Origin of the sequence: Pseudomonas sp. BP8 (assembly GCF_017875955.1) — a bacterium.
Classification (GTDB): domain Bacteria; phylum Pseudomonadota; class Gammaproteobacteria; order Pseudomonadales; family Pseudomonadaceae; genus Aquipseudomonas.
On sequence record NZ_JAGINK010000001.1, the window covers coordinates 1,877,620 to 1,901,524 of the forward strand.

The 23,905-nt window shown below is 63.1% G+C and carries 21 protein-coding genes; 12 read left to right on the forward strand and 9 right to left on the reverse strand.

Annotated features, from left to right (window positions below):
• Positions 1–109 precede the first annotated feature (109 nt).
• The 5 genes from J3B00_RS08185 to J3B00_RS08205 all read left to right on the forward strand — a co-directional run bounded on the left by J3B00_RS08185 (position 110) and on the right by J3B00_RS08205 (position 4,641).
• Entirely contained in the window at positions 110–628 is a 519-nt protein-coding gene (locus J3B00_RS08185; protein ID WP_209866532.1) for a TRAP transporter small permease, read from the forward strand.
• Entirely contained in the window at positions 628–1,911 is a 1,284-nt protein-coding gene (locus J3B00_RS08190) for a TRAP transporter large permease subunit (protein WP_209866533.1), read from the forward strand. Before J3B00_RS08185 ends, J3B00_RS08190 begins: the two co-directional genes overlap by 1 nt.
• A gap of 27 nt (positions 1,912–1,938) precedes the next feature.
• Positions 1,939–2,937: a TRAP transporter substrate-binding protein gene (locus tag J3B00_RS08195; RefSeq protein WP_209866535.1), complete on the forward strand. Its 999-nt coding sequence runs from the start codon at positions 1,939–1,941 to the stop codon at positions 2,935–2,937.
• Between the two features lie 67 nt (positions 2,938–3,004).
• Positions 3,005–3,805 carry a carbon-nitrogen hydrolase family protein gene (locus tag J3B00_RS08200; protein WP_209866537.1) on the forward strand — a complete coding sequence of 267 codons (801 nt, stop codon included), beginning with the start codon at positions 3,005–3,007 and terminating at the stop codon, positions 3,803–3,805.
• A gap of 35 nt (positions 3,806–3,840) precedes the next feature.
• On the forward strand, positions 3,841–4,641 hold the full coding sequence (locus tag J3B00_RS08205) for an aldolase/citrate lyase family protein (RefSeq protein WP_209866539.1): 801 nt from the start codon (positions 3,841–3,843) through the stop codon (positions 4,639–4,641).
• A gap of 48 nt (positions 4,642–4,689) precedes the next feature.
• Here the strand turns inward: J3B00_RS08205 and J3B00_RS08210 are convergent, their stop codons facing one another.
• The gene (locus J3B00_RS08210; RefSeq protein WP_209866541.1) at positions 4,690–5,589 is read right to left on the reverse strand and encodes a LysR family transcriptional regulator; all 900 of its coding nucleotides are present in this window, start codon (positions 5,587–5,589) and stop codon (positions 4,690–4,692) included.
• A 112-nt stretch (positions 5,590–5,701) separates the two neighbouring features.
• On the opposite strand from J3B00_RS08210, the gene J3B00_RS08215 reads away from it, so the two are divergent.
• The 4 genes from J3B00_RS08215 to J3B00_RS08230 all read left to right on the forward strand — a co-directional run bounded on the left by J3B00_RS08215 (position 5,702) and on the right by J3B00_RS08230 (position 9,437).
• On the forward strand, positions 5,702–6,373 hold the full coding sequence (locus J3B00_RS08215; RefSeq protein WP_209866544.1) for an RraA family protein: 672 nt from the start codon (positions 5,702–5,704) through the stop codon (positions 6,371–6,373).
• 64 nt (positions 6,374–6,437) lie between these two features.
• Positions 6,438–7,487 carry a TRAP transporter substrate-binding protein gene (locus tag J3B00_RS08220; RefSeq protein WP_209866545.1) on the forward strand — a complete coding sequence of 350 codons (1,050 nt, stop codon included), beginning with the start codon at positions 6,438–6,440 and terminating at the stop codon, positions 7,485–7,487.
• Positions 7,488–7,554: 67 nt separating this feature from the next.
• On the forward strand, positions 7,555–8,160 hold the full coding sequence (locus J3B00_RS08225; RefSeq protein WP_209866548.1) for a TRAP transporter small permease: 606 nt from the start codon (positions 7,555–7,557) through the stop codon (positions 8,158–8,160).
• Complete coding sequence (locus J3B00_RS08230; protein ID WP_209866550.1) at positions 8,154–9,437, forward strand: TRAP transporter large permease; 1,284 nt, start codon at positions 8,154–8,156, stop codon at positions 9,435–9,437. The genes J3B00_RS08225 and J3B00_RS08230 overlap by 7 nt, the downstream gene beginning before the upstream one ends.
• A 4-nt stretch (positions 9,438–9,441) precedes the next feature.
• On the opposite strand, the gene J3B00_RS08235 is transcribed toward J3B00_RS08230, so the two are convergent.
• Positions 9,442–10,083, reverse strand: a complete 642-nt coding sequence (locus J3B00_RS08235; RefSeq protein ID WP_209866552.1) for a TetR/AcrR family transcriptional regulator — start codon at positions 10,081–10,083, stop codon at positions 9,442–9,444.
• A 171-nt stretch (positions 10,084–10,254) separates the two neighbouring features.
• On the opposite strand from J3B00_RS08235, the gene J3B00_RS08240 reads away from it, so the two are divergent.
• Together J3B00_RS08240 and J3B00_RS08245 are read left to right on the forward strand one after the other, a co-directional pair.
• A complete protein-coding gene (locus J3B00_RS08240) occupies positions 10,255–11,355 on the forward strand; it encodes an efflux RND transporter periplasmic adaptor subunit (protein WP_209866554.1) in 1,101 nt (366 codons plus the stop codon).
• A gap of 6 nt (positions 11,356–11,361) precedes the next feature.
• Complete coding sequence (locus J3B00_RS08245) at positions 11,362–14,421, forward strand: efflux RND transporter permease subunit (RefSeq protein ID WP_209866556.1); 3,060 nt, start codon at positions 11,362–11,364, stop codon at positions 14,419–14,421.
• A 48-nt stretch (positions 14,422–14,469) separates the two neighbouring features.
• On the opposite strand, the gene J3B00_RS08250 is transcribed toward J3B00_RS08245, so the two are convergent.
• From J3B00_RS08250 to plsB, 3 genes are all read right to left on the reverse strand, one after another.
• Positions 14,470–15,159 carry a DUF4197 domain-containing protein gene (locus J3B00_RS08250; protein ID WP_209866558.1) on the reverse strand — a complete coding sequence of 230 codons (690 nt, stop codon included), beginning with the start codon at positions 15,157–15,159 and terminating at the stop codon, positions 14,470–14,472.
• 32 nt (positions 15,160–15,191) lie between these two features.
• Complete coding sequence (locus J3B00_RS08255) at positions 15,192–15,596, reverse strand: YbaY family lipoprotein (RefSeq protein ID WP_209866560.1); 405 nt, start codon at positions 15,594–15,596, stop codon at positions 15,192–15,194.
• Between the two features lie 81 nt (positions 15,597–15,677).
• Positions 15,678–18,176: a glycerol-3-phosphate 1-O-acyltransferase PlsB gene (gene plsB / locus J3B00_RS08260; protein WP_209866562.1), complete on the reverse strand. Its 2,499-nt coding sequence runs from the start codon at positions 18,174–18,176 to the stop codon at positions 15,678–15,680.
• Positions 18,177–18,407: 231 nt separating this feature from the next.
• Here plsB and J3B00_RS08265 point away from each other — a divergent pair, with 231 nt between their 5' ends.
• Positions 18,408–18,617 (forward strand): cold-shock protein, encoded by a 210-nt coding sequence (locus J3B00_RS08265; RefSeq protein ID WP_119145031.1) that lies wholly within the window; start codon positions 18,408–18,410, stop codon positions 18,615–18,617.
• Between the two features lie 88 nt (positions 18,618–18,705).
• Here the strand turns inward: J3B00_RS08265 and J3B00_RS08270 are convergent, their stop codons facing one another.
• From J3B00_RS08270 to J3B00_RS08285, 4 genes are all read right to left on the reverse strand, one after another.
• Positions 18,706–19,083 carry a hypothetical protein gene (locus J3B00_RS08270; protein WP_209866565.1) on the reverse strand — a complete coding sequence of 126 codons (378 nt, stop codon included), beginning with the start codon at positions 19,081–19,083 and terminating at the stop codon, positions 18,706–18,708.
• A gap of 18 nt (positions 19,084–19,101) precedes the next feature.
• Positions 19,102–19,914 (reverse strand): putative RNA methyltransferase, encoded by an 813-nt coding sequence (locus J3B00_RS08275; protein ID WP_209866567.1) that lies wholly within the window; start codon positions 19,912–19,914, stop codon positions 19,102–19,104.
• Entirely contained in the window at positions 19,914–21,065 is a 1,152-nt protein-coding gene (dapE, locus tag J3B00_RS08280) for a succinyl-diaminopimelate desuccinylase (protein WP_209866568.1), read from the reverse strand. Before dapE ends, J3B00_RS08275 begins: the two co-directional genes overlap by 1 nt.
• A gap of 141 nt (positions 21,066–21,206) precedes the next feature.
• Positions 21,207–23,798 carry a glycosyltransferase gene (locus tag J3B00_RS08285; protein WP_209866570.1) on the reverse strand — a complete coding sequence of 864 codons (2,592 nt, stop codon included), beginning with the start codon at positions 23,796–23,798 and terminating at the stop codon, positions 21,207–21,209.
• Positions 23,799–23,905: the final 107 nt, after the last annotated feature.

Sequence of the window (23,905 nt, forward strand, 5' to 3'; positions counted from 1 at the left end):
TAGGTCATACGACGACGTATAACCAAAAAAACAACAAGGTGATCTCCATGCTAAGTTCACGTCCTCGCCCTCGCGGCGCCCTCCCGTCGGTCAATAGCCGGGAGGCGCCATGAACGCACTCCTCAAGGGTTACTTCCTTGCACTGAAGGTGCTGGTCGTTGCGTGCCTGATCTGCATCACGTGCCTGATCTTCACCAACGTCGTGCTGCGCTATGGCTTCAACTCGGGGCTGTTCTTCAGCGAAGAATTCTCGCGCCTGGCATTCGTCTGGCTGGTATTCGCCGGCGCCCAGTTGATGCTCCATGAAAACGGCCACATCGGTGTCGATGTACTGACCAGCCGTGTCTCGCCACGTATGGCCAAGTACATGCTGGCAGCGACCCAACTACTGATGCTCTATGTGACTTGGCTGTTCCTTGATGGCAGCCTCAAGCAAACCCTGATCAACCTCCATGTCGGTGCGCCCTCGACCGGTATTTCCATGGCCCTGTTCTATGGTGCGGGCCTGGTGTTCTCGGTGTGCAGCGGTGTCCTGCTGGGCGTGCAACTGGTCCGGACCCTGATCAGCGCCCCTCCTGCGCAGGTCGCGGAGCCCGCGCTGGCAGTCGAACAGGGAGCCGTCAAATAATGGCCCTGTATCTTTTTGTCGGCGTGCTGATGGCCGCCATTCTGCTCGGCGTGCCGATCGCTTACGCCTTGATCCTCTGCGGCGTGGCCCTGATGGGGCTGCTCGGCCTGTTCGACGGGCAGATCATCGCGCAGAACATCATCAACTCGGCGGGCAGTTTTCCCCTGCTGGCCATCCCCTTGTTCATCATTGCCGGTGAGGTGATGAACAGTGGTGGCTTGTCCAAGCGCATCATCAACCTGGCCATCGCCATGGTTGGCCACATGCGCGGCGGGCTTGGCTACGTGACCATCTTTGCCGGTGTGCTGCTGTCGAGCCTGTCTGGTTCGGCACTGGCCGACGCCGCGTCGCTGACCGCGCTGTTGCTGCCGATGATGGTCATCGCCGGATACAACCGCAATCGCTCGGGAGGCCTGATCGCCTCGGTCTCGGTGCTCGGTTCGATCATTCCACCGAGCATCGGCTTCGTCGTCTTCGGCGTGGCTTCGGGGCTGTCGATCACCAAGCTGTTTCTCGCCGGGATTGCCCCAGGGCTGCTGATCGCGCTGGCCTTGGTCGTCGCCTGGTGGCTGGTGTCGCGGCGCGATACCGATGTGCAGCTGAGCCCCAAGGCCTCTGGCAAGGAGCGCCTGAAGGCATTCGTCGACAGCATCTGGGCGCTCATCCTGCCGGTGATCATCGTGGTCGGCCTGCGCTTTGGCGTGGTGACACCGACTGAAGCCGGTGCCGTGGCCAGCGTGTATGCGCTGCTGGTGTCGTGCCTGGTCTATCGCGAGCTCGACCTGAAGTCGCTCAACGACCTGCTGCTGCGTGCCGGCAAGACCACAGCGGCGGTGATGTTCCTGGTCGCTTGCGCGTCGATTCCGGCCTGGATGATCACCATTGCCGATATTCCCGGACAGATCATCGACCTGATCCAGCCGGTGATCGACAGCCCACGGCTGCTGATCGTGGTGTTGATGCTGTTGATCCTGCTGATCTCGATGGTCATGGACCTCACGCCGACGGTGCTGCTGCTGGCGCCGATCCTGGTGCCGGTGGTTACCGCAGCCAACATCGACCCGATCTACTTCGGTGTGCTGTTCATGGTCAATTGCTCGATCGGCCTGATCACCCCGCCGGTGGGCACGGTGCTCAACGTGGTCTGCGGTATTGGCCGCATGCGCTACGAAGCGCTGCTCAAGGGCACCATGCCGTTTCTGATCGCCGAAATCATCGTGTTGTTCCTGTTGGTGATCTTCCCCGAGCTGGTCACCGTCCCCGCGCAATGGTTCGCCCACTAACACCCAACAATAAAAAAGGAACCTGCCATGTATAAGCCATTCGCAGCCGTCGCGGCCCTGCTGCTCGCCAGCAGCATGAGCTTTGCCGCCGACTACAACAGCCGGCTCATCAAGTTTGCCGCCACCAGCCCCAAGGGCACGCCGCCGGCCATCGGTATGGAGCTGTTCGCCAAGAAGGTCGAGCAGCGCAGCGGCGGCAAGATCAAGGTGCGAACCTTCCCCAACGGCGTCCTTGGCGGCGATGTCCAGGTGCTGTCGTCGCTGCAGGGCGGGGTGATCGAAATGATGACCTGGAACGCTGGCCTGATGCTCAACCACGTGACTGACTTCGGCATCCTCGATTTCCCGTTCCTGTACAACGACACCGCCAAGGTCGATGCCATGCTCGACGGTGAGGTGGGCAAGATGCTCACCGATCAGTTGCCGGAAAAGAACCTGGTCGGCCTGGCCTTCTGGGAGCTGGGTGTGCGCAACCTGACCAATAACGTGCGTCCCGTGCAGAAGCTCGAAGATATCGCCGGCCTGAAGATCCGCGCGCAGCAGTCGCCGTTGTTCCTCGATGTGTGGACCGCCCTGGGCGCCAACCCGACGCCGTTGCCGTTCACCGAAGTGCATACGGCGCTGGAGACGGGCACTGTCGATGGCCAGGAGAACCCGGCCGCACTGATCCTCGCTTCGAAATTCAACGAAGTGCAGAAATACCTGAGCCTGACCCGGCACAACTACAACCCGCAGATCGTGCTGATCGGCAAGACCTTCTGGGACTCGCTCAACCCGGATGAGCAGAAGCTGCTCTCGGAGGTGGCCATGGAGGTGCGCATCGAGCAGCGCAAGATCTCCCGCGAAGCCGACAGCAAGGCGATCGCCGAGTTGCGCAGCGCGGGCATGCAGGTCAATGAACTGGCTGCCGAAGAGGTGGCCCGCATCCAGGACAAGATCCGCCCGGTGGTCAGCAAGTATGCCGCGCAGATCAATCCTGAACTGGTCCGCAAGGTCTACCAGGCCATGGACTTCCAACCGCAGTGACGATCCCCCGTGCGCCGCTGCGGCGGCGCGCGCACTAGCAGACACGCACTATAAGAAAAGGACCCGCATGAAAATCTCCGTTGCCCAGATCCACCCGGCCGACAACCCGAGCATGACCATCGACAAGGTCGCTGCGCTGGCCCGTCAGACTGCTGCCGAAGGTTCGCGCCTGATCGCCTTCGCCGAATGTCTGTTGACCGGCGGCTCGTTCGACAGCCGTGAAGACCTCGAGCGTGGCGCGATCGCCATCGACGCGCTGGCGCCGTTGCTGGAAGCTTCGGCGCAGACCGGCATCCTCATCGTTGTCGGCTTCTACGAGAAACACGCCGACTCGGTGTTCAACACCGCGGCCCTGATCGGCCCGCAGGGGATCATCGGCCTGCACCGCAAACGGCACCTGCCGTTCATGATCGGCGACCGCTTCACTGATCGCCCGCAGGAGTGGACAGCGCCAATCTTCGACACCGAGATCGGTCGCATCGGTTTGGCTATCTGCTACGAGATCCGCTTCCCTGAGGTCGTGCGTACCCTGGCCCTGGAAGGTGCCGACATCGTCGTCCTGCCTGCCGCCTGGCCGGAGCAGGCGCGCATGCTGCCGGACATCTTCAGCACGGTGCGTGCGGCCGAGAACATGGTCTATTTCGTTGCACCGAACCGTAACGACATGGATGGCGGCATGCAGTTCATCGGCACCAGCCACATCATCGAGCCCTCCGGCAAGACCCTGGTCCGCGCGGGCCTGGAAGACGGTGTGTACAGCGTCGACATCGACCTGGGCAAGGCCCGCAACAAGTCGCTGATTCGCGACCCTGGCGTGTTCGAGGTGCATCCGTTCCGCGATCGCCTGCCGGAAACCTATCGCATCTGATGGCGACTCATCCACCACAGGGCAGGAGCATCACCATGCACAGCACACAGACCTCGCTCAAGCAGCGGATGGCGGCTGGCAACACCTTTGGCATGAACATCTACAGCACCGCCTGCATGCCCATCGAGGTAGCCGGCAACTGGGGCCTGGACTTTGTCTTTATCGATGCCGAGCACACCGCGCTGGGCGTTGACCGCGACATGGAAAAACTGATTCTGGCGGCCAGCAATGCGGCCATCCACAGCTTGGTGCGGGTCCGCGGCACACTCGAGTGGGATATCCGCAAGGCGCTGGAAATGGGCGCTTCAGGTGTGATCGTGCCGCAAGTGCACAGTGCCGCACAGATGCGCGAGATCATCCGCTTCAGCAAGTTTGCGCCGCTGGGCCGGCGCGGGGGGGACAGCTCGGTGCGTTCAGCGGGCTATGCCGGGCCTGGCTTCGACTGGGCGCGCTACACCGAGGCGCAGAATGCCCAGAGCGTGATCGTGCCCATGGCTGAAAGCTACGAGTTCTTTGACCACATCGATGAAATACTCGATGTCGAAGGCATCGATGCAGTGCATTTCGGCCCGGCCGATTATTCGTTGTCGCGGGGGCTGCCGGTCGACTACCGGTTGGGCAATCCGGAGGTGTTCGAGCGCCTCCAGGTGCTCATCGACAAGTGTCATGCGCGTTCGATCCAGGTCATGGTGCCGTGCTTCCCGGCCGATCTGCAGACGGCCCGGCGCTTGATCGAAATGGGCAGCGACATGTTGCTGATGGGCAGTGATCTGTCCTGGCTGAACAGCGCCGGGCAACAGATTGCCGCAGTGCAGCAGGCGCTGCGCGGCGGTTGATCCGGCTCGTCTGTATTGGGGCCGCAAAGCGGCCCAATTCCAGTAGCCTCAGTCGATCAGAAAGTTCTGCTTGACCAAGGTCGCCCGGGTGATCGCCACCAGCTCTTCAAGGTGCATGTCGGGGCGCTCGGTCAGGTATGACAGGCAGAACTTTGCCGGCGGTATTGGTGGATCGCACGGCAGGATCTTCAGCATGTCCACCGCCAGCATTTCGCGGATCAACGGCACCGGCAGGATGCCGATGGCGTGCCCGGCAGAAATCATCTTGGCCATGAACGCCAGCGAGTTGCTCGAATGGAAGGCATTCGACGCCGCGCCACTTTCCTTCAGCCAACGGTCGACCACCGAGTACAAGGTCGACGGCGCGCTGTGGGTGACGATCGAGTGCTGGCGCGCCTGGGTCGCCAGAAACGGCCCCTCGCCAATGTCCAGGTGCGGCGCCGCCACCCACTGAAAAGTCATCCAGCCGAGAAACACATCGGTAACGTCCTCGCGCGTGGCCGGGTTGGTCAGCAGCGCCATGTCCAGCTCGTGATCATTGAGCTTGCGATTGAGCTCCGCGCCGACATCGATCGAGATCTCCAGGGTGATTTGCGGAAAGTGCGCCTTGATCTCGCTGATCACCGCAGTCAGCCCGACCATGGCCGAACATTCGTCGGCACCCAGGCGCAGGCGCCGGTGTTCCTTCTGCTTGGCGGCAAATTGTTCGAGCTGCACGCTGTTGTTGAGGACCAGCTCGGCATGCCGCAGTGCGGTGTGGCCGTCGGCGGTGAGGGTCATGCGCTGCTTGCTGCGGTCGAACAGCTTGACGCTCAGCAGCGACTCCATCTCCTTGATCCGCGAAGAGATGGCCGGTTGGGTCAGATGAAGATGACGAGAGGCGGCATGCGCGCCGCCCAAACGGGCCGTCCAGTAGAACGCCTCGATCTGCATCAGGGTAATTCGCATGATAAAAATTTCCCCGAAATCGGCTCATTGATTTTTATTATCGACACGAAGACGTGCTTGTTAGGATGACCGAACCCATACGGAAATGCACCCATCACAATAAGACTTCCTCATGTATATCATCGAACAACTGCCTGTTCCGATTGACCGTGCCGAACTCGATACCCTGCTCAAGGCCGAGCCGGCGACCATTGGCCACTTCACCACCCGTGGCATTCCCAACCCTGAAATCAAGGCCCATCTGCAGAACGTGCGGGTGGTCGGCACTGCTGTCACCGTGCGCATGCCGGGGACTGATGGCGGTATCCTGCACTACGCCATGGGCTGCGCGCGGCCGGGCGATTTTCTGGTAGTCGATCGCTGCGGCGAGCGAGTCACCGCAGCGCTGGGCGGGGCCATGGCCTATGCCGCCCGGCAGGCCGGCATTGCCGGGATCATCGTTGATGGCTGCGTGACCGACCTGGGCGAGCTGCGCCAGCATGGCGTGCCGGTGTGGTCGCGTGGCGCCAGTGCGATCACCACGCGCATACTGGGCGCTGACGGCGAGTTCTGCACGCCGATCCAGTGCGGTGGGGTGGTCGTCCATCCGGGCGATGCGGTAGTGGCTGATGAAAACGGGATTGTCTTCCTCAGGCCTGGCCAGGTACTTGAGCTGGCCCAGCGCGCCATCGACTTTCAGGAAAACGAAAAGCACACCTTGGCGCGCTTGGCCAAGGGTGAGAAGTTTCCCGACGTGGTCGGCTCGCGGCCGATGATTGATGCAGCGATCCGCCAGGACTGCTGATAGCCACGCCGCATCGCTTTGCGTTTCTGCCCAGTAGATCCTCCAACAAGAACACAGGACTACCATGAAACCCTGCTTTCGATTCGCCCTGTGGCTGGCCAGTGTGCTGCTGGCCAGCTCGGTTGCCGTTGCCGACGACTACCCGAACATCCGCTTCAACGTGGTTGGCGGCGGCAGCCACAACTACAGCTTTCGCGCAGTAGAACAGCCGTTCTGGAACCAGACCCTGCCTGCCAGCTCGCAGGGCAAGGTCACCGCGCAACTGCTGGGTTTGTCGGAGAGTGGCCTGAAGGGTCCTGAGATCATCCGCCTGATGCGTTTTGGCGCGGTCGACATCGGCATGGGCGTATTCGCCTTTGTTGCCGGAGACGATGCGACCTTCGAAGGTGTCGACCTGCCCGGCATGGCCGACGGCATCGACGCTGCGCGGGCCATTGCCGATGCCTACAAGCCGGTGCTGGCGCAGCGCATGGCTGAGCGTCACGGCATCAAGTTGCTGGCCACCGTGCCCTACACCGCCCAGGTGTTTTTCTGTCGCGAGGCGGTCAATGCGTTGAGCGATCTGCAGGGCCGCAAGATTCGCACCCGTGGCCGCAACATGGCGGAAATGGTCAAGGCCATCGGCGCCGCGCCAGTAACCCTGCCGTTCGCCGAGGTGGTCACGGCCATGCAGACCGGCGTCATCGATTGCGCCGTGACTGGCATCGGTTCTGGCAACGCCGCCAAGTGGTATGACGTGGCCGACTACATCTACAACCTGCCAGTGGACTGGTCGATCGGTTTCTACGGCATCGGCCTCAAGCGTTGGCAGCAACTGCCGCCCTCCGTTCAGCAGTTGCTGCAGACGCAAGCGCAAGTGCTTGAGGATGGCCTCTGGCAGGCGACTGCCAACGAGAACCGCTATGCGCTGGCCTGCAACATCGGCAGACCCGACTGCCAGATCCATCAGCCAGCGCACATGACCGTGTCCGCGCCCAGCGCCACCGAGAAACAGGCACTGCGCCAGATCGTGGTGAAGATCGCCAATGACTGGGGCAGGCGCTGTGGCCTGGCGTGTAGCGAGCGCTGGAATGCCACCGTGGGCATGACCATTGGTGTCCGATTGCACCCATGACCACCCTGCATCCGCCGGCGCAGGCCGCCGCTGCCGATGAACGCAATGAGTTTCCGGAGAGCCCACCATGCAAAAGGTCCGTTCAGGCGCGAGCGTCATCAATGCCATTGCCAAGGCAGGCACCTGGGGTGGCGGGGTGGCCTTGCTCGGTTGTGCCGTGCTGATCGCTGTCGACCTGATCTTGCGCAAGACCATCGGCGTGTCCATGGGCGGTGCCGACGAGATCGCCGGCTATGTGCTGGCGATTACCAGCGCCTGGGCCTTCCCAGTGACCCTGCTGAAGCGCTCGCATGTCCGCGTCGATATCCTCTATGCCCGCCTCGGGCTGAAAACCAGGGTGCTGTTCGACCTGTTCGCGTTGCTGTGCATGGCGATCCTGGTCGGCACGCTGCTGTTGCACGCCGGCAACGTCCTGCGCGACTCCATCGAATACGGCTCGATCTCGAATACGCCGTTGCAGGTGCCGCAGTGGATCCCGCAATCGATCTGGTTCGCGGGCTATCTGTTCTTTGCCCTGACCATCGTTATGCTGCTGCTCACCAGCATGACCCACCTGGTGCGCGGGCGCTGGCGCGCGGTGAGTGCGCTGATCGGTATCAACTCGGTCGAGGAAGAAATCCAGGAAGAGCTCAGCCCCCACCCACCCGTGCACAAGGAGCAAGAACCATGCTGAGCGTTACCCTGGTCATCCTTCTGGGTCTGCTGGCGCTAAGCGTTGCGGCGGCTGTCAGCGTCGGCCTGCTGGGCATGTCGTTGTCGCTGTTCTATTCGAGCTTGCCACTGAGCAACGCCATGGGTGAAATCGCCTGGAATACCAGTGCCGAGTTTCTGCTGGTGGCGATTCCGTTGTACATCCTGATGGGCGAGTTGCTGGTCTGTTCGGGGGTGGCAGGGCGAATGTACCAGGCTGTCGAGAAATGGCTGTCATGGTTGCCAGGAGGCCTGATGAACTCGAACATCGGCGCATCGGCGTTGTTCTCGGCCACCAGCGGCTCCAGCGTGGCGACGGCTGCCACCATCTCGACCCTGGCGATCCCCCAGCAGGAGCGCAAGGGTTACAACGCGCCGTTGTTTCTCGGTTCGATTGCCGCTGGCGGCACCTTGGGAATCCTCATTCCGCCGTCGATCAACATGATCCTGTTCGCCCTGATCGCTAACGTTTCGGTGCCCAAGCTGTACCTGGCGGCGACCCTTCCGGGCATCTTGCTGAGCCTGTTGTTTGTCGCGGTGATCGTCGTGGCATGCCTGATCCGCCCCAGCCTGGGTGGGGTAAAAGTCCACTACAGTTGGGCCGAGCGGCTTGCGAGCATCCCTGATCTGCTCGCGCCGCTGGCGATCTTCGTATTGGTGATCGGCTCGATCTACAGTGGCTTTGCCACCGCCAGCGAATCGGCAGCGCTGGGGGTACTGGCGGCGCTGGGCGTAGGCTTGTGGCGGCGCGCGCTAACCCGAGAGAGCCTGGGCAAGGCGTTCGAGGCGACCCTGCGCACCACCGGCATGATCATTTTCATCACCCTGGCGGCGTTTTTTCTCAACTTCGTGCTGGCGTCCATTGGCCTGACCACGGCGTTGGTCGCCTTTGTCAGCGAACTGAGCCTGTCGCCGCTGGCAACCCTGCTGGTGATCATCCTGTTCTATATCGTCCTGGGCTGTTTCATGGACACCTTGGCCATGCTGATCACCACCGCGCCGCTGATCGTGCCGATTGTCGTCGCGCTAGGGTTCGACCCGCTGTGGTTCGGGGTGATCCTGATCATCCTTTGCGAGATGGGGCAGATCACCCCGCCGTTCGGCATGAACCTGTTCGTGGTGCAGAGCATTCGCGGTCGGGGCAACTTCATGGACGTGGTGTACGGCGCGCTGCCGTTCTGCCTGGCGCTGCTTGCCCTGATCGCGTTGCTGATCTGCTTCCCGCAGTTGGCCTTGTGGCTGCCGCACGCGGTGGCGTGAGTCGTCAGTTGCGGTAGGCGCGAATGAACAGCCCGACGACTTCGCGCACATGCGCCTCGGCTTCGTCGCCTTCGAGCGGCGGCGCGCAGCCGAGCAGCAAGCGGTAGTCCGGCGCGCCTTTGATCAGGCAGAAGAAATGCTCGGCCGCCCGCAACGGGTTGTCGATACGCAGCAAGCCGCGCTCGGCCACGCAGCGCAGCAGCGACTCCATTTCGGCCAGCACACGCTTGGGTCCGGCCTCGTAAAAAAATTCGCTGAAGCCAGGGTCTTGGCTGCCCAAGGCAATGATCAGGCGGCTCAACTTGACCGACTCGTCACTGCTGATCAACGCCTGGAAACCGCGGGCGATGTTCAGCAGTACCTGATCGAGGGGGACGTCGTCCGGCAGCTCGAAGATCAGTTCCGGCAATTGGCTCTGGCAAGTCGCCATGACCGCCGAACCGAACAGGGTCTGCTTGTCGGTGAAGTGGCTGTAGACCGTAAGTTTTGAAACACCTGCCGCCGCAGCGACCGCATCCATGCTGGTGTTGGCATAGCCAAGGCTGAGGAACAGCGCCTTGGCGGCTTCGAGGATGGCCTGTCGTTTGGCCAGATCCTTCGGCCGGCCGGGGCCGATGGGTGCGTCGTTGGGCATTGGAATCCGCATCTTGGTGAACAGGCGCCCATCTTACCGGGTCAGGTGCGCTCCGGCTGCAATCGGCGACCAATCGTTAATGTTGATTTTCTCTCCGACGGCGGCTTCCCGGCATCGGTTCCCTGATTTAATATACTCGGCAGTATAAATATTAAAAGTGCGCTTCGCAGAAGGTCATTCATCATGTTGCGTCATGCCTTGTCCATCGCTTTGCCCGCCGCCGCAGCGCTGCTGCTGGCCGCCTGCGGTCAGGAAACCGCGGCACCGGCTGCGCCACGCCCGGCGTTGGTGGTGCAGCCGCATCCGGCTGGCGCCGCTGCCAACAGTTATCCGGGCGAGGTCCGTGCCCGCTTTGAGCCGGAGCTGGCCTTCCGCATCGCCGGCAAGGTCACCAAGCGCTTGGTAGAAGAAGGGCAGCGGGTCAAGGCGGAGCAGCCCTTGGCCGAGCTCGATCCGCAGGATGTGCGCCTGCAACTGGAGGCCAACCGTGCCCAGTGGGCCGCCGCCCAGGCCAACCTGGCGCTGGTGCAGGCCGAGCGTGACCGCTACCGCACGCTGCTCGACCGGCAGATGGTCAGCCGCTCCCAGTTCGACAACGCCGAGAACCTCTACCGCGCAGGCATGGCGCGGCTCAAGCAGGCCAAGGCGGAGTTCGACGTCGCCGGCAACCAGGCCGACTATGCCGTGCTGCGCGCGCCGCAGGCCGGGCTGATCGCCAAGCGTCAGGTCGAAGTCGGCCAGGTGGTTGCCGCCGGGCAGACGGTGTTCACCCTGGCCGCCGATGGCGAGCGCGAGGTGGTGATTGGCCTGCCGGAACAGCAGTTCGCCGGCTTCGCCGTGGGCCAGGCGGTCAGCGTCGAGCTCTGGTCACATCCCAACCAACGTTTCGAGGCGCACATTCGCGAATTGTCGCCAGCCGCCGATCCGCGTTCGCGCACCTTCGCCGCGCGAATCGCCTTCAACTCGACCAAGGCGCCGGCCGAACTCGGCCAGAGCGCGCGGGTGTTCATTGCCCACGATGGCCTGGCGCCGTTGGCCGTGCCGTTGTCGGCGGTAACGGCCGAACAGGGTCAGGCCTACGTCTGGCGGGTGAACCCGGACAAACGCCTGGAGCGTGTCGCCGTGCGCCTGGGGGCGTATGGCTCGGACAGCGTGCCGGTACTCGATGGCCTCGGCGCCAACGACTGGGTGGTCGCCGCCGGCGGCCATGTACTGCGCGAAGGCCAGCAGGTGCGGCCGGTAGATCGTAGCAACCGTGAAGTAGACCTGGCGGCCAAGGAGTAAGTCCCGATGGGTTTCAACCTTTCCGCCTGGGCGCTGCGCAATCGCCAGATCGTACTGTTCCTGATGATCCTGCTGGCAGCGATCGGTGCCATGTCCTACAGCAAATTGGGGCAGAGCGAAGACCCGCCGTTTACCTTCAAGGCCATGGTGATTCGCACCCTGTGGCCGGGCGCCACCGCCGAAGAAGTCTCGCGCCAGGTCACCGAGCGCATCGAAAAGAAACTGATGGAGACCGGCGAGTACGAGAAGATCGTCTCGTTCTCCCGTCCGGGTGAGTCGCAGGTGACCTTCATGGCCCGCGATTCGCTGCACTCCAAGGACATTCCCGAGCTCTGGTACCAGATTCGCAAAAAGGTCGCGGACATCCGCCATACCTTGCCGCCGGAGGTTCAGGGGCCGTTCTTCAACGACGAGTTCGGCACCACCTTCGGCAACATCTATGCGCTGACCGGCGATGGTTTCGACTACGCCGTGCTCAAGGACTACGCCGACCGCATCCAGATCCAGCTGCAGCGGGTCAAGGATGTCGGCAAGGTCGAGCTGGTCGGCCTGCAGGATGAGAAAATCTGGATCGAGCTGTCCAACATCAAGCTGGCCACCCTCGGCGTGCCGCTGGCGTCGGTGCAGCAGGCTTTGCAGGAGCAGAATGCGGTGAGCACCGCAGGCTTCTTCGAGACCCCCAGCGAGCGCTTGAACCTGCGTGTCAGTGGCCGTTTCGACAGTGTCGAGCAGATTCGCCAGTTCCCGATTCGAGTCGGCGACCGCACCCTGCGGATCGGTGATGTGGCCGAAGTGCATCGCGGCTTCAACGACCCGCCCGCGCCGCGCATGCGCTTCATGGGCGAAGATGCCATCGGCCTTGCCGTGTCGATGAAGGACGGTGGCGATATCCTGGTGCTGGGCAAGGCGCTGGAAGGCGAGTTCGAACGCCTGGCACACAACCTGCCGGCGGGTATGGAGCTGCGCAAGGTCTCCGACCAGCCGGCGGCGGTCAAGGCCGGGGTTGGCGAGTTCGTCCAGGTGCTGGTCGAGGCGCTGGTGATCGTTCTGCTGGTGAGTTTCTTCTCGCTTGGCCTGCGCACCGGCCTGGTGGTGGCCTTGGCCATCCCGTTGGTGCTGGCGATGACCTTTGCCGCCATGCATTACTTCGGCATCGGTCTGCACAAGATCTCACTGGGTGCGCTGGTACTGGCGCTTGGCTTGCTGGTGGACGACGCGATCATTGCCGTGGAGATGATGGCGATCAAGATGGAACAGGGCTTCGACCGCTTCAAGGCGGCCAGCTACGCCTGGACCAGCACGGCCTTCCCGATGCTGACCGGCACCCTGATTACCGCCGCCGGCTTCTTGCCGATTGCCACCGCAGCGTCGAGCACAGGCGAGTACACCCGTTCGATTTTCCAGGTGGTGACTATTGCCCTGTTGACCTCGTGGGTGGCCGCGGTGCTGTTCGTGCCGTACCTGGGCGAGCGCCTCCTGCCTGACTTGGCCAAGCTCCACGCGGCGCGTCATGGCGGGCAGGCGCCCGACCCGTACGCCACGCCGTTCTATCAGCGCGTGCGGCGCGTGGTGGAGTGGTGCGTACGGCGGCGCAAGACGGTCATCCTGCTGACCATCGCTGCTTTTGTCGGCAGTATCCTGCTGTTCCGTTTCGTGCCTCAGCAGTTCTTCCCTGCGTCGGGGCGTCCGGAGCTGATGATCGACCTGAAACTGGCCGAAGGTGCTTCGCTGAGCAACGCCACCGAACAGGTCAAGCGTCTTGAGGGGTTGCTCAAGCGCCAGGACGGTATCGACAACTACGTGGCCTACATCGGCACGGGCTCGCCGCGTTTCTACCTGCCCCTGGACCAACAACTGCCGGCGGCGAGCTTCGCCCAGTTCGTGGTGCTGGCCAAGTCGCTGGAGGAGCGCGAGACGCTGCGCAGCTGGCTGATCGCAACCCTGGATGAGCAGTTCCCGGAGCTGCGCTCGCGGGTCACGCGCCTGGAAAACGGCCCGCCGGTAGGCTACCCGGTGCAGTTCCGGGTGACCGGCGAGCATATCGACAAGGTGCGTGCGCTGGCCCGCCAAGTGGCGGACCGGGTGCGCGAGAACCCCTATGTGGTCAACGTCCACCTGGACTGGGAAGAGCCGAGCAAGGCGGTCTTCCTCAAGATCGACCAGGACCGCGCGCGCGCCCTGGGCGTGAGCACGGCGCACCTGTCGACGTTCCTGCAGAGTTCGCTGACCGGCAGTTCGGTGAGCCAGTACCGCGAGGACAACGAGCTGATCGAAATCCTCTTGCGCGGCACGCTCGAAGCACGCAGCGACCTGACCAACCTGGCCAGCCTCGCCGTGCCTACCGAGAACGGCCAGAGCGTTGCCCTGTCGCAGGTGGCGACCCTCGAGTACGGCTTCGAGGAGGGCATCATCTGGCACCGCAACCGCCTGCCGACGGTCACCGTACGCGCCGATATCTATGGCAAGGAACAACCGGCGACCTTGACCCAGCAGATCCTGCCGACCCTGCAGGAGGTACGTAACAACCTGCCAGACGGCTACCTGCTGGAAGTCGGCGGTACCGTGGAAGACTCCGAGCGTGGGCAGAAGTCGGTGAACGCCGGCATGCCGCTGTTCATCGTCGTGGTGCTGAGCTTGCTGATGATCCAGCTGCGCAGTTTCTCGCGCACTGTGATGGTGTTCCTCACGGCGCCATTGGGACTGATCGGGGTGACCCTGTTCCTGCTGATCTTCCGTCAGCCGTTCGGCTTCGTGGCCATGCTTGGCACGATTGCCTTGGCGGGGATGATCATGCGCAACTCGGTGATCCTGATTGACCAGATCGAGCAGGATATTGCCTCAGGGATGCAGCGCTGGCAGGCGATCATCGAAGCGACTGTGCGGCGTTTCCGGCCCATCGTGCTGACCGCCCTGGCGGCGGTGCTGGCGATGATTCCGTTGTCGCGCAGCGTGTTCTACGGGCCGATGGCGGTGGCGATCATGGGTGGCTTGATCGTTGCCACGGTGCTGACCCTGTTGTTCCTGCCGGCGCTGTATGCGGCGTGGTTCAAGGTCAGGAAGGACTGAGCACCGCAGGAAAGGGCTGCGAAGCAGCCCCACGGTGCAGCGGTTGAATCAGAGCGCGCCGAAGACTTTCTTGGCCAGGCTGGTCGCCGCCTGGGCAGGATTCTGGCGAATGCTCTGCTCTTGCTTGGCGACCATCTCGAACAGGCCATCCAGCGCCTTCTCGGTCACGTAGCTTTCAACGCTGGCATTTTTCGAGCTGCCCAGGCCAAGGGCCGAGGCCTGGCCGGCAAAGCTGTTGTACTGCTGAACCACGCCAACCTTGTCGGTCGCCGCCTTGACGATCGGCAGGAACTTGGCGCGGATCTGCTCGCGGCTGCTCTTGTTCAGGTACTGGGTGGCAGAGTCATCACCGCCACTGAGAATGCCCTTGGCATCGGTAACGGTCATCTTCTTCACGGCATCGACCAGGATCGCCTGGGCCTGAGGCATTGCCGCCTCGGCCGCTTTGTTCATGCCGTCTTCCAAGGCGGTGACCTGGTCACCCTTGCCGAGCATTTTCATGGTCTTGGCCACCTTGCCAAGGTTGCCTGGCAGCTCGATGCGCACGTCGGGGTTGTTGCTGAAGCCGCCCGGGGTGCTCAGTTGCTTGACGGCAACCTGGGCACCTTGAGTCAGGGCATCCTTGAGGCCACCAGCGGCATCCTGCTGGCTCAGGTCACCCAGTGACAGGGCCAGGGCGTTGGCGGACAGCAGCAGGCCGGCGCACAAGGTGCCGAGGCGCAGGGAGGAGCGAATCATGGGTACTTCCTTTTGACGATGAATAAGCGAGATCAACGAACCGGATCGACCTTGATCCGCAGCGGCTGTGCAGGGCTGCCATCAAGCTCGACGCCATGATGCTCGGTATTGATGAACAGCAGTTTGCCGTCCAGTTCGATCCGTGCACTGATCGCATAGCGATGGCCCGGTTTGATCTGCGCGGGGTCGTAGGTCAGGTGAAATGGCAGCGGCACATTGCCTTTGACCGGGCCGGCCTGGCTGGCCAGGGTTGTGGCCGGGGCATCCATCAGCGAAACGTCCTGCAGGCTGACGCTCAGGGTGGCGGTGGGCGGCAGGGCGATGCGCTGCAGATAGAAGACTTCGCCGTCCAGGCTGGCCTGGTGCGAGGGGGTATTGCTGTTGCTGGAGCAGGCTGCGAGCAAGGATGCACAACACAGCATCAAGAGCTTTTTCATGGAATCTCCGTAGTCCTGGGGCTGGCTTGTGGCCAACCCCAGGGACTTTAGCGGATTTTCCCGGGCAGGTCGCTCGTGTGGTCAGCTGATTGCTTGCTGCAGTGACGCTTTTTCGTTCCCTTCGCGGTGCAGCGCCACCTGGCGAATCGACAGGCGCAGCTCGGCCGACAGCACGCGTTTGGCGACGCCTTCGGCCAACTCGCCGAGCTTGTCGTGATAGCCCAGCTTGCCGTTGCTGTCTGGGCGCAGCACGCCCTGCTGGACCAGGGTCTGGATGAAGTGGCGGAACAGCGTCTTGTCGAAGAACTCCGGCGCATTCAGCCCATGCAGGATCGACAAGCGCTGGGCCATCATCACGCAAAGGTCTTCCAGCGCTTCGGCGCTGAGCGTCTGCTGGCCGCTGTTGAGCAACAGCGAGGTGGCCATGTAGTAGCGCTGCAGGGCCTGGGTGATGGTCCGTGCCAGCAGGGTCAGCAGGACAAACTGGCGCGAGCTGGGTGCGGGGCGCAGGTAGACGTTGTTCTCGAAGCGCAGCAGGCCTTGCTCGACAAAGGCGCTGAGCCATTGATCGATGACCGCGTCGAGCTCCTCGGCGCTCCAGCGCAGGAACAGCTCCGCCTGCAGGTACGGATAGAGCGCCTTGACGTATTGGCCGATCAGCTCGCGGCTGATTCGCGAACTGCTCTGGAAGAAACTTGCCAGCAAAGCCGGCAGGGCGAATATGTGCAGTACGTTGTTGCGGTAGTAGGTCATCAGCACCGCGTTGGCTTCGTCCAGGTAGAGGATGCGGCCCATCGCATCGTTCTGTTCGGACAGCAGCTTCATGCCACGCACATGGGTGATCAACGCCCCACCATCGCCTTCCGGCAAGGTGCTGTGGGCCGAGTACGGCACCTGCCGCAGCAGGGCCAGGTAGAGATCGAGAACCCGCACCAGCGCGTCTTCATCGAGGGCGTGGCGGCTGGTCGAAAGCAAGGCCAGGGCGACCAGGTTGACCGGGTTGACTGCCGCCGCTTCGTTGAGGTGGCGGGCCACGGTCTCACCCAGGCGGGTGGTGGTTTCGTTGAGCCAGGCCGGGCGGAACTGCGGGCCCAGTTGCTGTTCACGCCAACCCGGCTGCTGCTGGTCGAGAAAGCTCGCCAGGCGGATCGGCTCGCCGAAGTTGACGTAGACCTGGCCGAAGCGCTGCTTGAGTGCGCCGAACACTTTGAAGATGTCGAAGATCGATTCTTTCTTCTTGCTCGCCCCACGCAGCTCGCCCAGGTAGGTGCGGCCTTCGAGGACGCGTTCGTAGCCGATGTACACCGGCACGAAGACGATCGGCGTGCGCGACGAGCGCAGGAAGCTGCGCAAGGTGATCGCCAGCATGCCGGTGCGCGGCTGGAGCATGCGCCCGGTGCGTGAGCGACCGCCTTCGACGAAGTACTCGACCGGGAAGCCTTTGCTGAACAGGGTATGCAGGTATTCGTTGAACACCGCCGTGTACAGCGGGTTGCCCTTGAACGTGCGGCGCATGAAAAACGCGCCACCGCGGCGCAGCAGGCCACCGATTACCGGCATGTTGAGGTTGATTCCGGCGGCGATGTGCGGCGGGGTCAGGCCATTGCGGAACAGCAGGTACGACAGCAGCAGGTAGTCGATGTGACTGCGGTGGCAGGGCACGTAGATCACTTCATGGCCTGGGGCGATGCTTTGCACCTGCTCGATGTGGTTGAGCTTGATGCCGTCGTAGATCTTGTTCCAGAACCAGCTGAGCACCACTTCCATGAAGCGGATCGCGGTGTAGGTGTAGTCCGAGGCGATTTCGTTGCCGTAGCGCAGCGCCTGGGCCTCGGCCTTGGCCAGTGGAATCTTCTCGCGCTCGGCCTCGTCGGCGATCGCCTGGCGCACCTGCGGATCGTGGATCAGGCCTTTGACCAGATTGCGCCGGTGCGAGATGTCGGGCCCGATCACGGCGGTCTTGAGGTTGCGGAAATGCACGCGCATCAGGCGCTGGGCCATGCGTACCGTGCGTTCGTGGCCTTTGTTCTGCTCGACCAGTTCGCGCAGGTGGATGGGGGCAGAGAACTGCACGCGGGTCTTGCGTCCCAGGATCAGGATGGTCAGCAGCCGGCGCAAGCGGCCGGTGACCGCCCAGCTATCGGCGAACAACAGCTTCCACGGGCTGGATTCGCTGGCCGGGGTCTGCCCCCAGAACACGCTGACCGGAATGATCTGCGCGTCTTCTTCGGCGTGCTGGCTGATCGCCGCAACCAGGCGCTCGAGGGTCGGCGGCGCACCGCGTTTGTCTTGCCGGCCGAGCCAGTCCGGATCTGGCGTCAGGTAGAAGAACGCCGCCGGCTCGTGCAGGTTGCCCACGGCCACCGGCAGCACCGGGCGCGGCAGCCCCGCCTTGGTGCATTCGCGGTCGAGCACGGCCAGGTCGGTCAGCGCCGGTGAGGGCAGGGCATAGAACACCGGGCGGCTGCGGTCGAGATTGAGGGTCAGGGAAGACTGGTTGATGGTCTCGGAGCGCACCCACAGGTACAGCACGCGGCGCAGAGCGCCGAAGATCAGGCGGCGCAGGGGAGATCGGGTCATGGGATATAGGGGCCCTGGAAGGAATTTCGAGTCGACATCCAATCAGTTAGTCTGCCGTATCCGCGTAAGTTCAGCAAAAATCTGCAATTCATATCCCGGTCATGAATTTTCTTTGTTCCGTGTCATATACTCGGTCCGCACCTTGCAGGATATTTCAGCAAGCTGCGTCGGCACGGGGAGGACCCAGTGCCTGCAAGGCGATCTTCACAATAAAAAATCGGAGTAGTTCAGATGTCGTCTCGTGAGACTGGGAATGTAAAGTGGTTCAACGATGCCAAGGGCTATGGCTTCATTCAGCGCGAAGGCGGGGCGGATGTGTTCGTCCACTATCGGGCGATCCGCGGTGAGGGGCATCGTACCCTGGTCGAAGGACAGCAGGTGGAGTACAACCTGACGCAGGGCCAGAAAGGCCTGCAGGCCGAAGACGTAATCGGCCTCTAACGCTCAAGCCTCAAGCTGCAAGTTGACCGTGGAACTTGCAGCCTGATGCGATCACGCTTGAAGCGTGCCGCATACGACTTGAAGCTGCTTATTGCGTACGCCAGGTGATTTCTTCTTCACCGTCGGCACTGATGCGGACCCAACGATCGGCATCTTCCTCTCCATGTTCCTCGCTCCAGCTGCCGGGTGCACAGCGCACTTCGACCTGCAGTGCGGCATAGGCTGCGCGGGCGCAGGCGATGTCGTCGTCCCATGGGCTCTGGTCACTTTCCAGGTAGAGGCTGTTCCATTTCCCTACAGCCTTGGGTAACCAGGTCACCGGAATGTTACCGGCCTGGCACTTCCAGGTCAGGCCTTTCTGGCTCCACTCAGTGCATGGACCCAACGCCTCGGCAAGCCAGGCGGCAACCTGCTTGTGGTCAACGTCGGTGTCCTTCAGGTAGATCTCGATATCGGGTTGACGCATAAAGGGCTCCGGGTGTGCTCAGTCTTGGCGCACGAAATAGTCATAACGCATGGAAACCGTGACCTCGAACGGCTCGGCCTGGTCGATCACCAGGGCGCGCTTGTCAGCGCTGGCACGCCAACCGTGCGGGGTCATGGCCAGCAGGTCGGCGCGGGCCTTGGGCGCGGCCAGGCTCAGGCGAAACTCGAGAATCTCGCTGTGGGCATGGGTCATGCCCTGTGGCACCAATGCCAGGTGTTTGTCATCGGCGTAGGGGCGTACTTCATCGTAGAGCACCTCGCGCAGCTCCATCAGGTGGCCGCTGGTCGGGCCTACTCGCATCAGGCCGCCACCGGGGCTGAGCAGGCGCAGCGCCTCCTGCCAGTCGAGCGGGCTGAACACGCTGGCGATGAACTGGCAGCTGGCGTCGGCCAACGGAACCCGGGCCATGCTGGCGACCATCCAGGTCACCTGCGGCGCGCGGCGGCACGCGCGCTTGACTGCCTCGCGGGAGATGTCCAGGGCGTAACCGTCGGCGTCGGGCAGGGCCTGGGCCAACTGGGCGGTGTAGTAGCCCTCGCCGCAACCGATGTCCAGCCAGGCTCCTGGCTGGCGCTCAGCGGCAAGCTCGGCCAGGCGGCGGGCAACCGGAGCGTAATGGCCACCCTCGAGAAAGTCGCGGCGGGCCTCGACCATGGCCTGGTTGTCACCCGGGTCGCGGCTGTTCTTGTGCTGCACCGGCAGCAGGTTCAGGTAGCCCTGGCGGGCCCGGTCAAAGCGGTGGCCGGCAGGGCAGGTAACACCGTTGTCCAGCGGCGACAGGGCGGCCTGGCAAAGAGGGCAGGCGAGCATCAGGCGAGCAACCGGACCAGGGTCTGGTAGTAGATCTCGGTCAGCAAGTCGAGGTCGCTGGCCAGGATCCGCTCATCGACCTGGTGGATGGTGGCGTTGACCGGGCCGAGCTCGACCACCTGGGTACCCATGGTGGCGATGAAGCGACCATCGGAGGTGCCGCCGCTGGTCGACGGCTGGGTATCACGGTCGGTGACTGCCTTGATGCTCGCGGACACGGCGTCGAGCAGTTCGCCAGGCTCGGTGAGGAACGGCAGGCCGGACAGCGCCCAGTCGATCGACCACTCCAGTTGATGCTTGTCGAGGATCGCCGCGACGCGAGCCTGCAGGCCCTCGACGGTCGACTCGGTGGAGAAGCGGAAGTTGAACAGGGCGGTCAGGTCGCCCGGCACCACGTTGGTGGCGCCGGTACCGGAATTGAGGTTGGAGATCTGGAAGCTGGTCGGCGGGAAGAACGCGTTGCCTTCGTCCCAGTGTTCGCCAGCAAGCTCCGCCAGGGCCGGCGCGGCCAGGTGGATCGGGTTGCGTGCCAGGTGCGGGTAGGCCACGTGGCCCTGCTTGCCGCGCACGGTGAGCTTGGCGCCGAGCGAGCCGCGACGGCCGTTCTTGACCACGTCACCGAGCAGGTTGGTGCTCGACGGTTCGCCGACGATGCACCAGTCCAGGCGCTCGTTGCGCGCGACCAGGCGCTCGACCACGGCCTTGGTGCCGTGGTGGGCCGGCCCTTCTTCGTCGCTGGTGATGAGAAAGGCGACCTTGCCGCGGTGGTTGGGGTAGTCATTCACGAAGCGCTCGCTGGCCACTACCATCGACGCCAGGCTGCCTTTCATGTCGGCAGCGCCGCGCCCGCAGAGCATGCCATCAGCGTCGATCAGTGCCTGGAATGGCTCGTGCTGCCAGTTTTGCACCGGGCCGGTCGGGACCACATCGGTGTGGCCGGCGAAGCACAATACCGGGCCATCCTGGTTGCCATGGGTGGCCCAGAAATTATCGACATCTTCGATGCGCATGGGCTCGAGCTGGAAGCCGACAGCGCCCAGGCGGTTCATCATCTGCGACTGGCAGTCGGCGTCGACCGGGGTCACCGAAGGGCGGCGGATCAGGTCGCAGGCCAGTTGAAGGGTAGGCGAGAGCTCGGCTGGGGCCGTCATGGGGAACTCCGGGGCAAGGCAAGGCGAAAAAACGAGGGGCGTTATCTTATATCAAATGATGTCGGCGGGCACGGGCATTGGGGCCGCCAGGCGGCCCTTCGCGACACAAGGCCGCTGCCACAGGTCGAGCGAGGGCGACCTTCAGGTTGCCTGCGCTTCGACGCTGCTGTCCGCCGGCTTGGGCAGCGACGACAGGAAAGCCATGATCAGCGCGGCCAGATACGGCAGCGACTGCACCAGCAGCATGGCTACCCAGAAGCGCATGTCTGAACTCGGCAAGCCCTGGACCAGGTAGATCCCGGCTGCCGCGCCCCACAGCAGGAGCATGATGAACAGCTCTTCGCGGGCCTCGGCAATCGCCACCAGCAGACCATGACTGTCGGCATGCTTGGGCGTGCGGATGAACGGCATGCTGCTGGTGAAGAAGCCGTACAACACCGCCTTGGCGATCGTGTGCGAGAGCGCCAGGCCGGCCAGAGCGGCGGCGAAGGCATCCTTGAGATTGACCCCGACCGCGCGGCGGTAGAGGAACAGGATCTTGCCGACCTTGAAGAAGAACAGCGCCAGCGGCGGTATGGCAAAGATCATCAACGGCGGGTCGACCCGGTGCGGGACGATGATCATCGCCGCCGACCACAACAACGCACCGACGGTGAAGAAGATGTTCATGCCGTCGGCTACCCATGGCAGCCAGCCGGCCAGGAAGTGATAGCGCTGGCCGCGGGTCAGTTCGCTACCCTGGCCGCGCAGCAGTGCGCGGGCGTGGTGCTTGATGATCTGGATGGCGCCATAGGCCCAGCGGAATCGCTGCTTCTTGAAATCGATGAAGGTGTCGGGCATCAGGCCCTTGCCGTAGCTGTTGTGCGCATAGGCGGCAGAGAGGCCTTTTTCGAACACGCGCAGGCCCAGTTCGGCATCTTCGCAGATGCACCAGTCGGCCCAGCCGAGCTCTTCGAGCACCGAGCGTCGGGTCATGGTCATGGTGCCGTGCTGGATGATCGCGTCACGGTCGTTGCGGGTCACCATGCCGATGTGGAAGAAGCCCTTGTACTCGCTGTAGCAGAGCTTCTTGAAGGCGCTTTCATGCTGGTCGCGGTAGTCCTGGGGTGATTGCACCACGGCAATCTTCGGGTCGGCGAAGTGCGGCACCATGTGCTTGAGCCAGTTGCGGTCGACGCAGTAGTCCGAGTCGATCACGGCAATCACTTCGGCATCCTTGGCGGTATGCGGCAGCAGGTAGTTCAGCGCGCCGCCCTTGAAGCCGGCCAGGGGCGCGACGTGGAAGAACTTGAAGCGCTCGCCGAGCAGCTCGCAGTGGGCCTTGAGCGGCTCCCACACAGCCGGGTCCTTGGTGTTGTTGTCGATCACCAGCACTTCATAATCGGGGTAGTCCAGCGCGGCCAGGGCGTCGAGGGTCTGCTTGACCATTTCTGGCGGCTCGTTGTAGCACGGCACATGCACCGAGACCTTGGGTCGGTAGGCGCTGTCGCCCTGTACCGGCAGGAATTCCCGGCGGCGTTTGAACGTCCACACTGCCTCGGCCAGTTCGTGGGCCTCGGTCATCAATACGATGAATACGCCAATCGCGCCCAGCGCCAGCAAGAAGCCGACGGTCAGGCTGAACCAGGTGCTGTATTGCTGGCTGTAGTCGTAGGCGATCCACACCAGCACCGAGCCGCACAGGAACGTGATGAAGGTGAGGAAGGTGCGCCCGCGTTGGCGCAGGGCCGAGCCGTCGATCAGCAGGATGGTCAGGGCGAGCATCGCCAGCACCACCGAGGCGACCGCCAGCGCACGCCACTGCGGGATGGCCACCACCGGCCCCTCGAAGTTGAATTTTTGCTGGCGCTCGGCGTTGAACACGCCCCAGTAGGCGCCCACCGAGCCTTCGTCGCTGGCCTTCCATGGCTGGTCGTAGGCTTCGATGACGAAGTAGTTGTAGCCGCGCCGGTTGAGCGTGGTGACCAGGGTACGCAGGTAGATGGCCTGGTCGGCCTGGGTGGCATCGGCACCGCCGCGCATGCGGCCGTTGCTCGGCCAGCCGACTTCCGAAAGCAGCAGCGGCTTGCGTGGGAACTGCAGCTTGAGCTCGCGCGCGCGCTCAAGGACAAATTCCACGGAGTCCTGCATGGGCACAAACTCCCAGTACGGCAGGATGTGCGCGGCGATCAGGTCGACGTGCTGGGCCAGTTGCGGGTGTTCCTTCCAGATGTGCCACTGCTCGCTGGTGGTGACCGGTACCTTGACCGCGGCACGAACCCGGTCCAGGTAGGCTATCAGGGCTTCGGGCGTGACCTCTTCACGGAACAACGCTTCGTTGCCCACCACCACCCTGACCACGCTGCGCGAGGTGTTCGCCAGCTCGATGGCTTTGTTGATTTCACGCTCGTTGCGCTCAAGGTCCGGGCTGATCCAGATTCCAAGGGTCACGCGCAGGCCCAGCTCCTCGGCCAGGCGCGGGACGTTCGCCTGTGTGCCTTCGACGGTGTAGATGCGGATGCTGTCGGTCAGCTTGCTCATCTGCTCGAGGTCTTGACGCATCTCGTCATCGGTCGGGTACTGGCCTTTTTGCGGGCTTTCACCCAGGCGAAACGGCGAGTAGGAGAAACCGGAGATCTGTTCCGGCCAGGCAGGTGCCGATACCGGGCGATTGATCAGCGCCCAGAACCCGGTGAACAGCGCAGCGATGACGAGCACGACCACCAGATTGAGGCCGAATTTGCGTGATGACATAGGCGTTTGAAGATTCCGAAGAAGGGAGCGGGGCGGTTTCCAGATGAGGCAGTGGCTTGGGCTTGCCTCGGAGGATGAAGTATTGATCCCGCTCTGTTGTAGTCCAT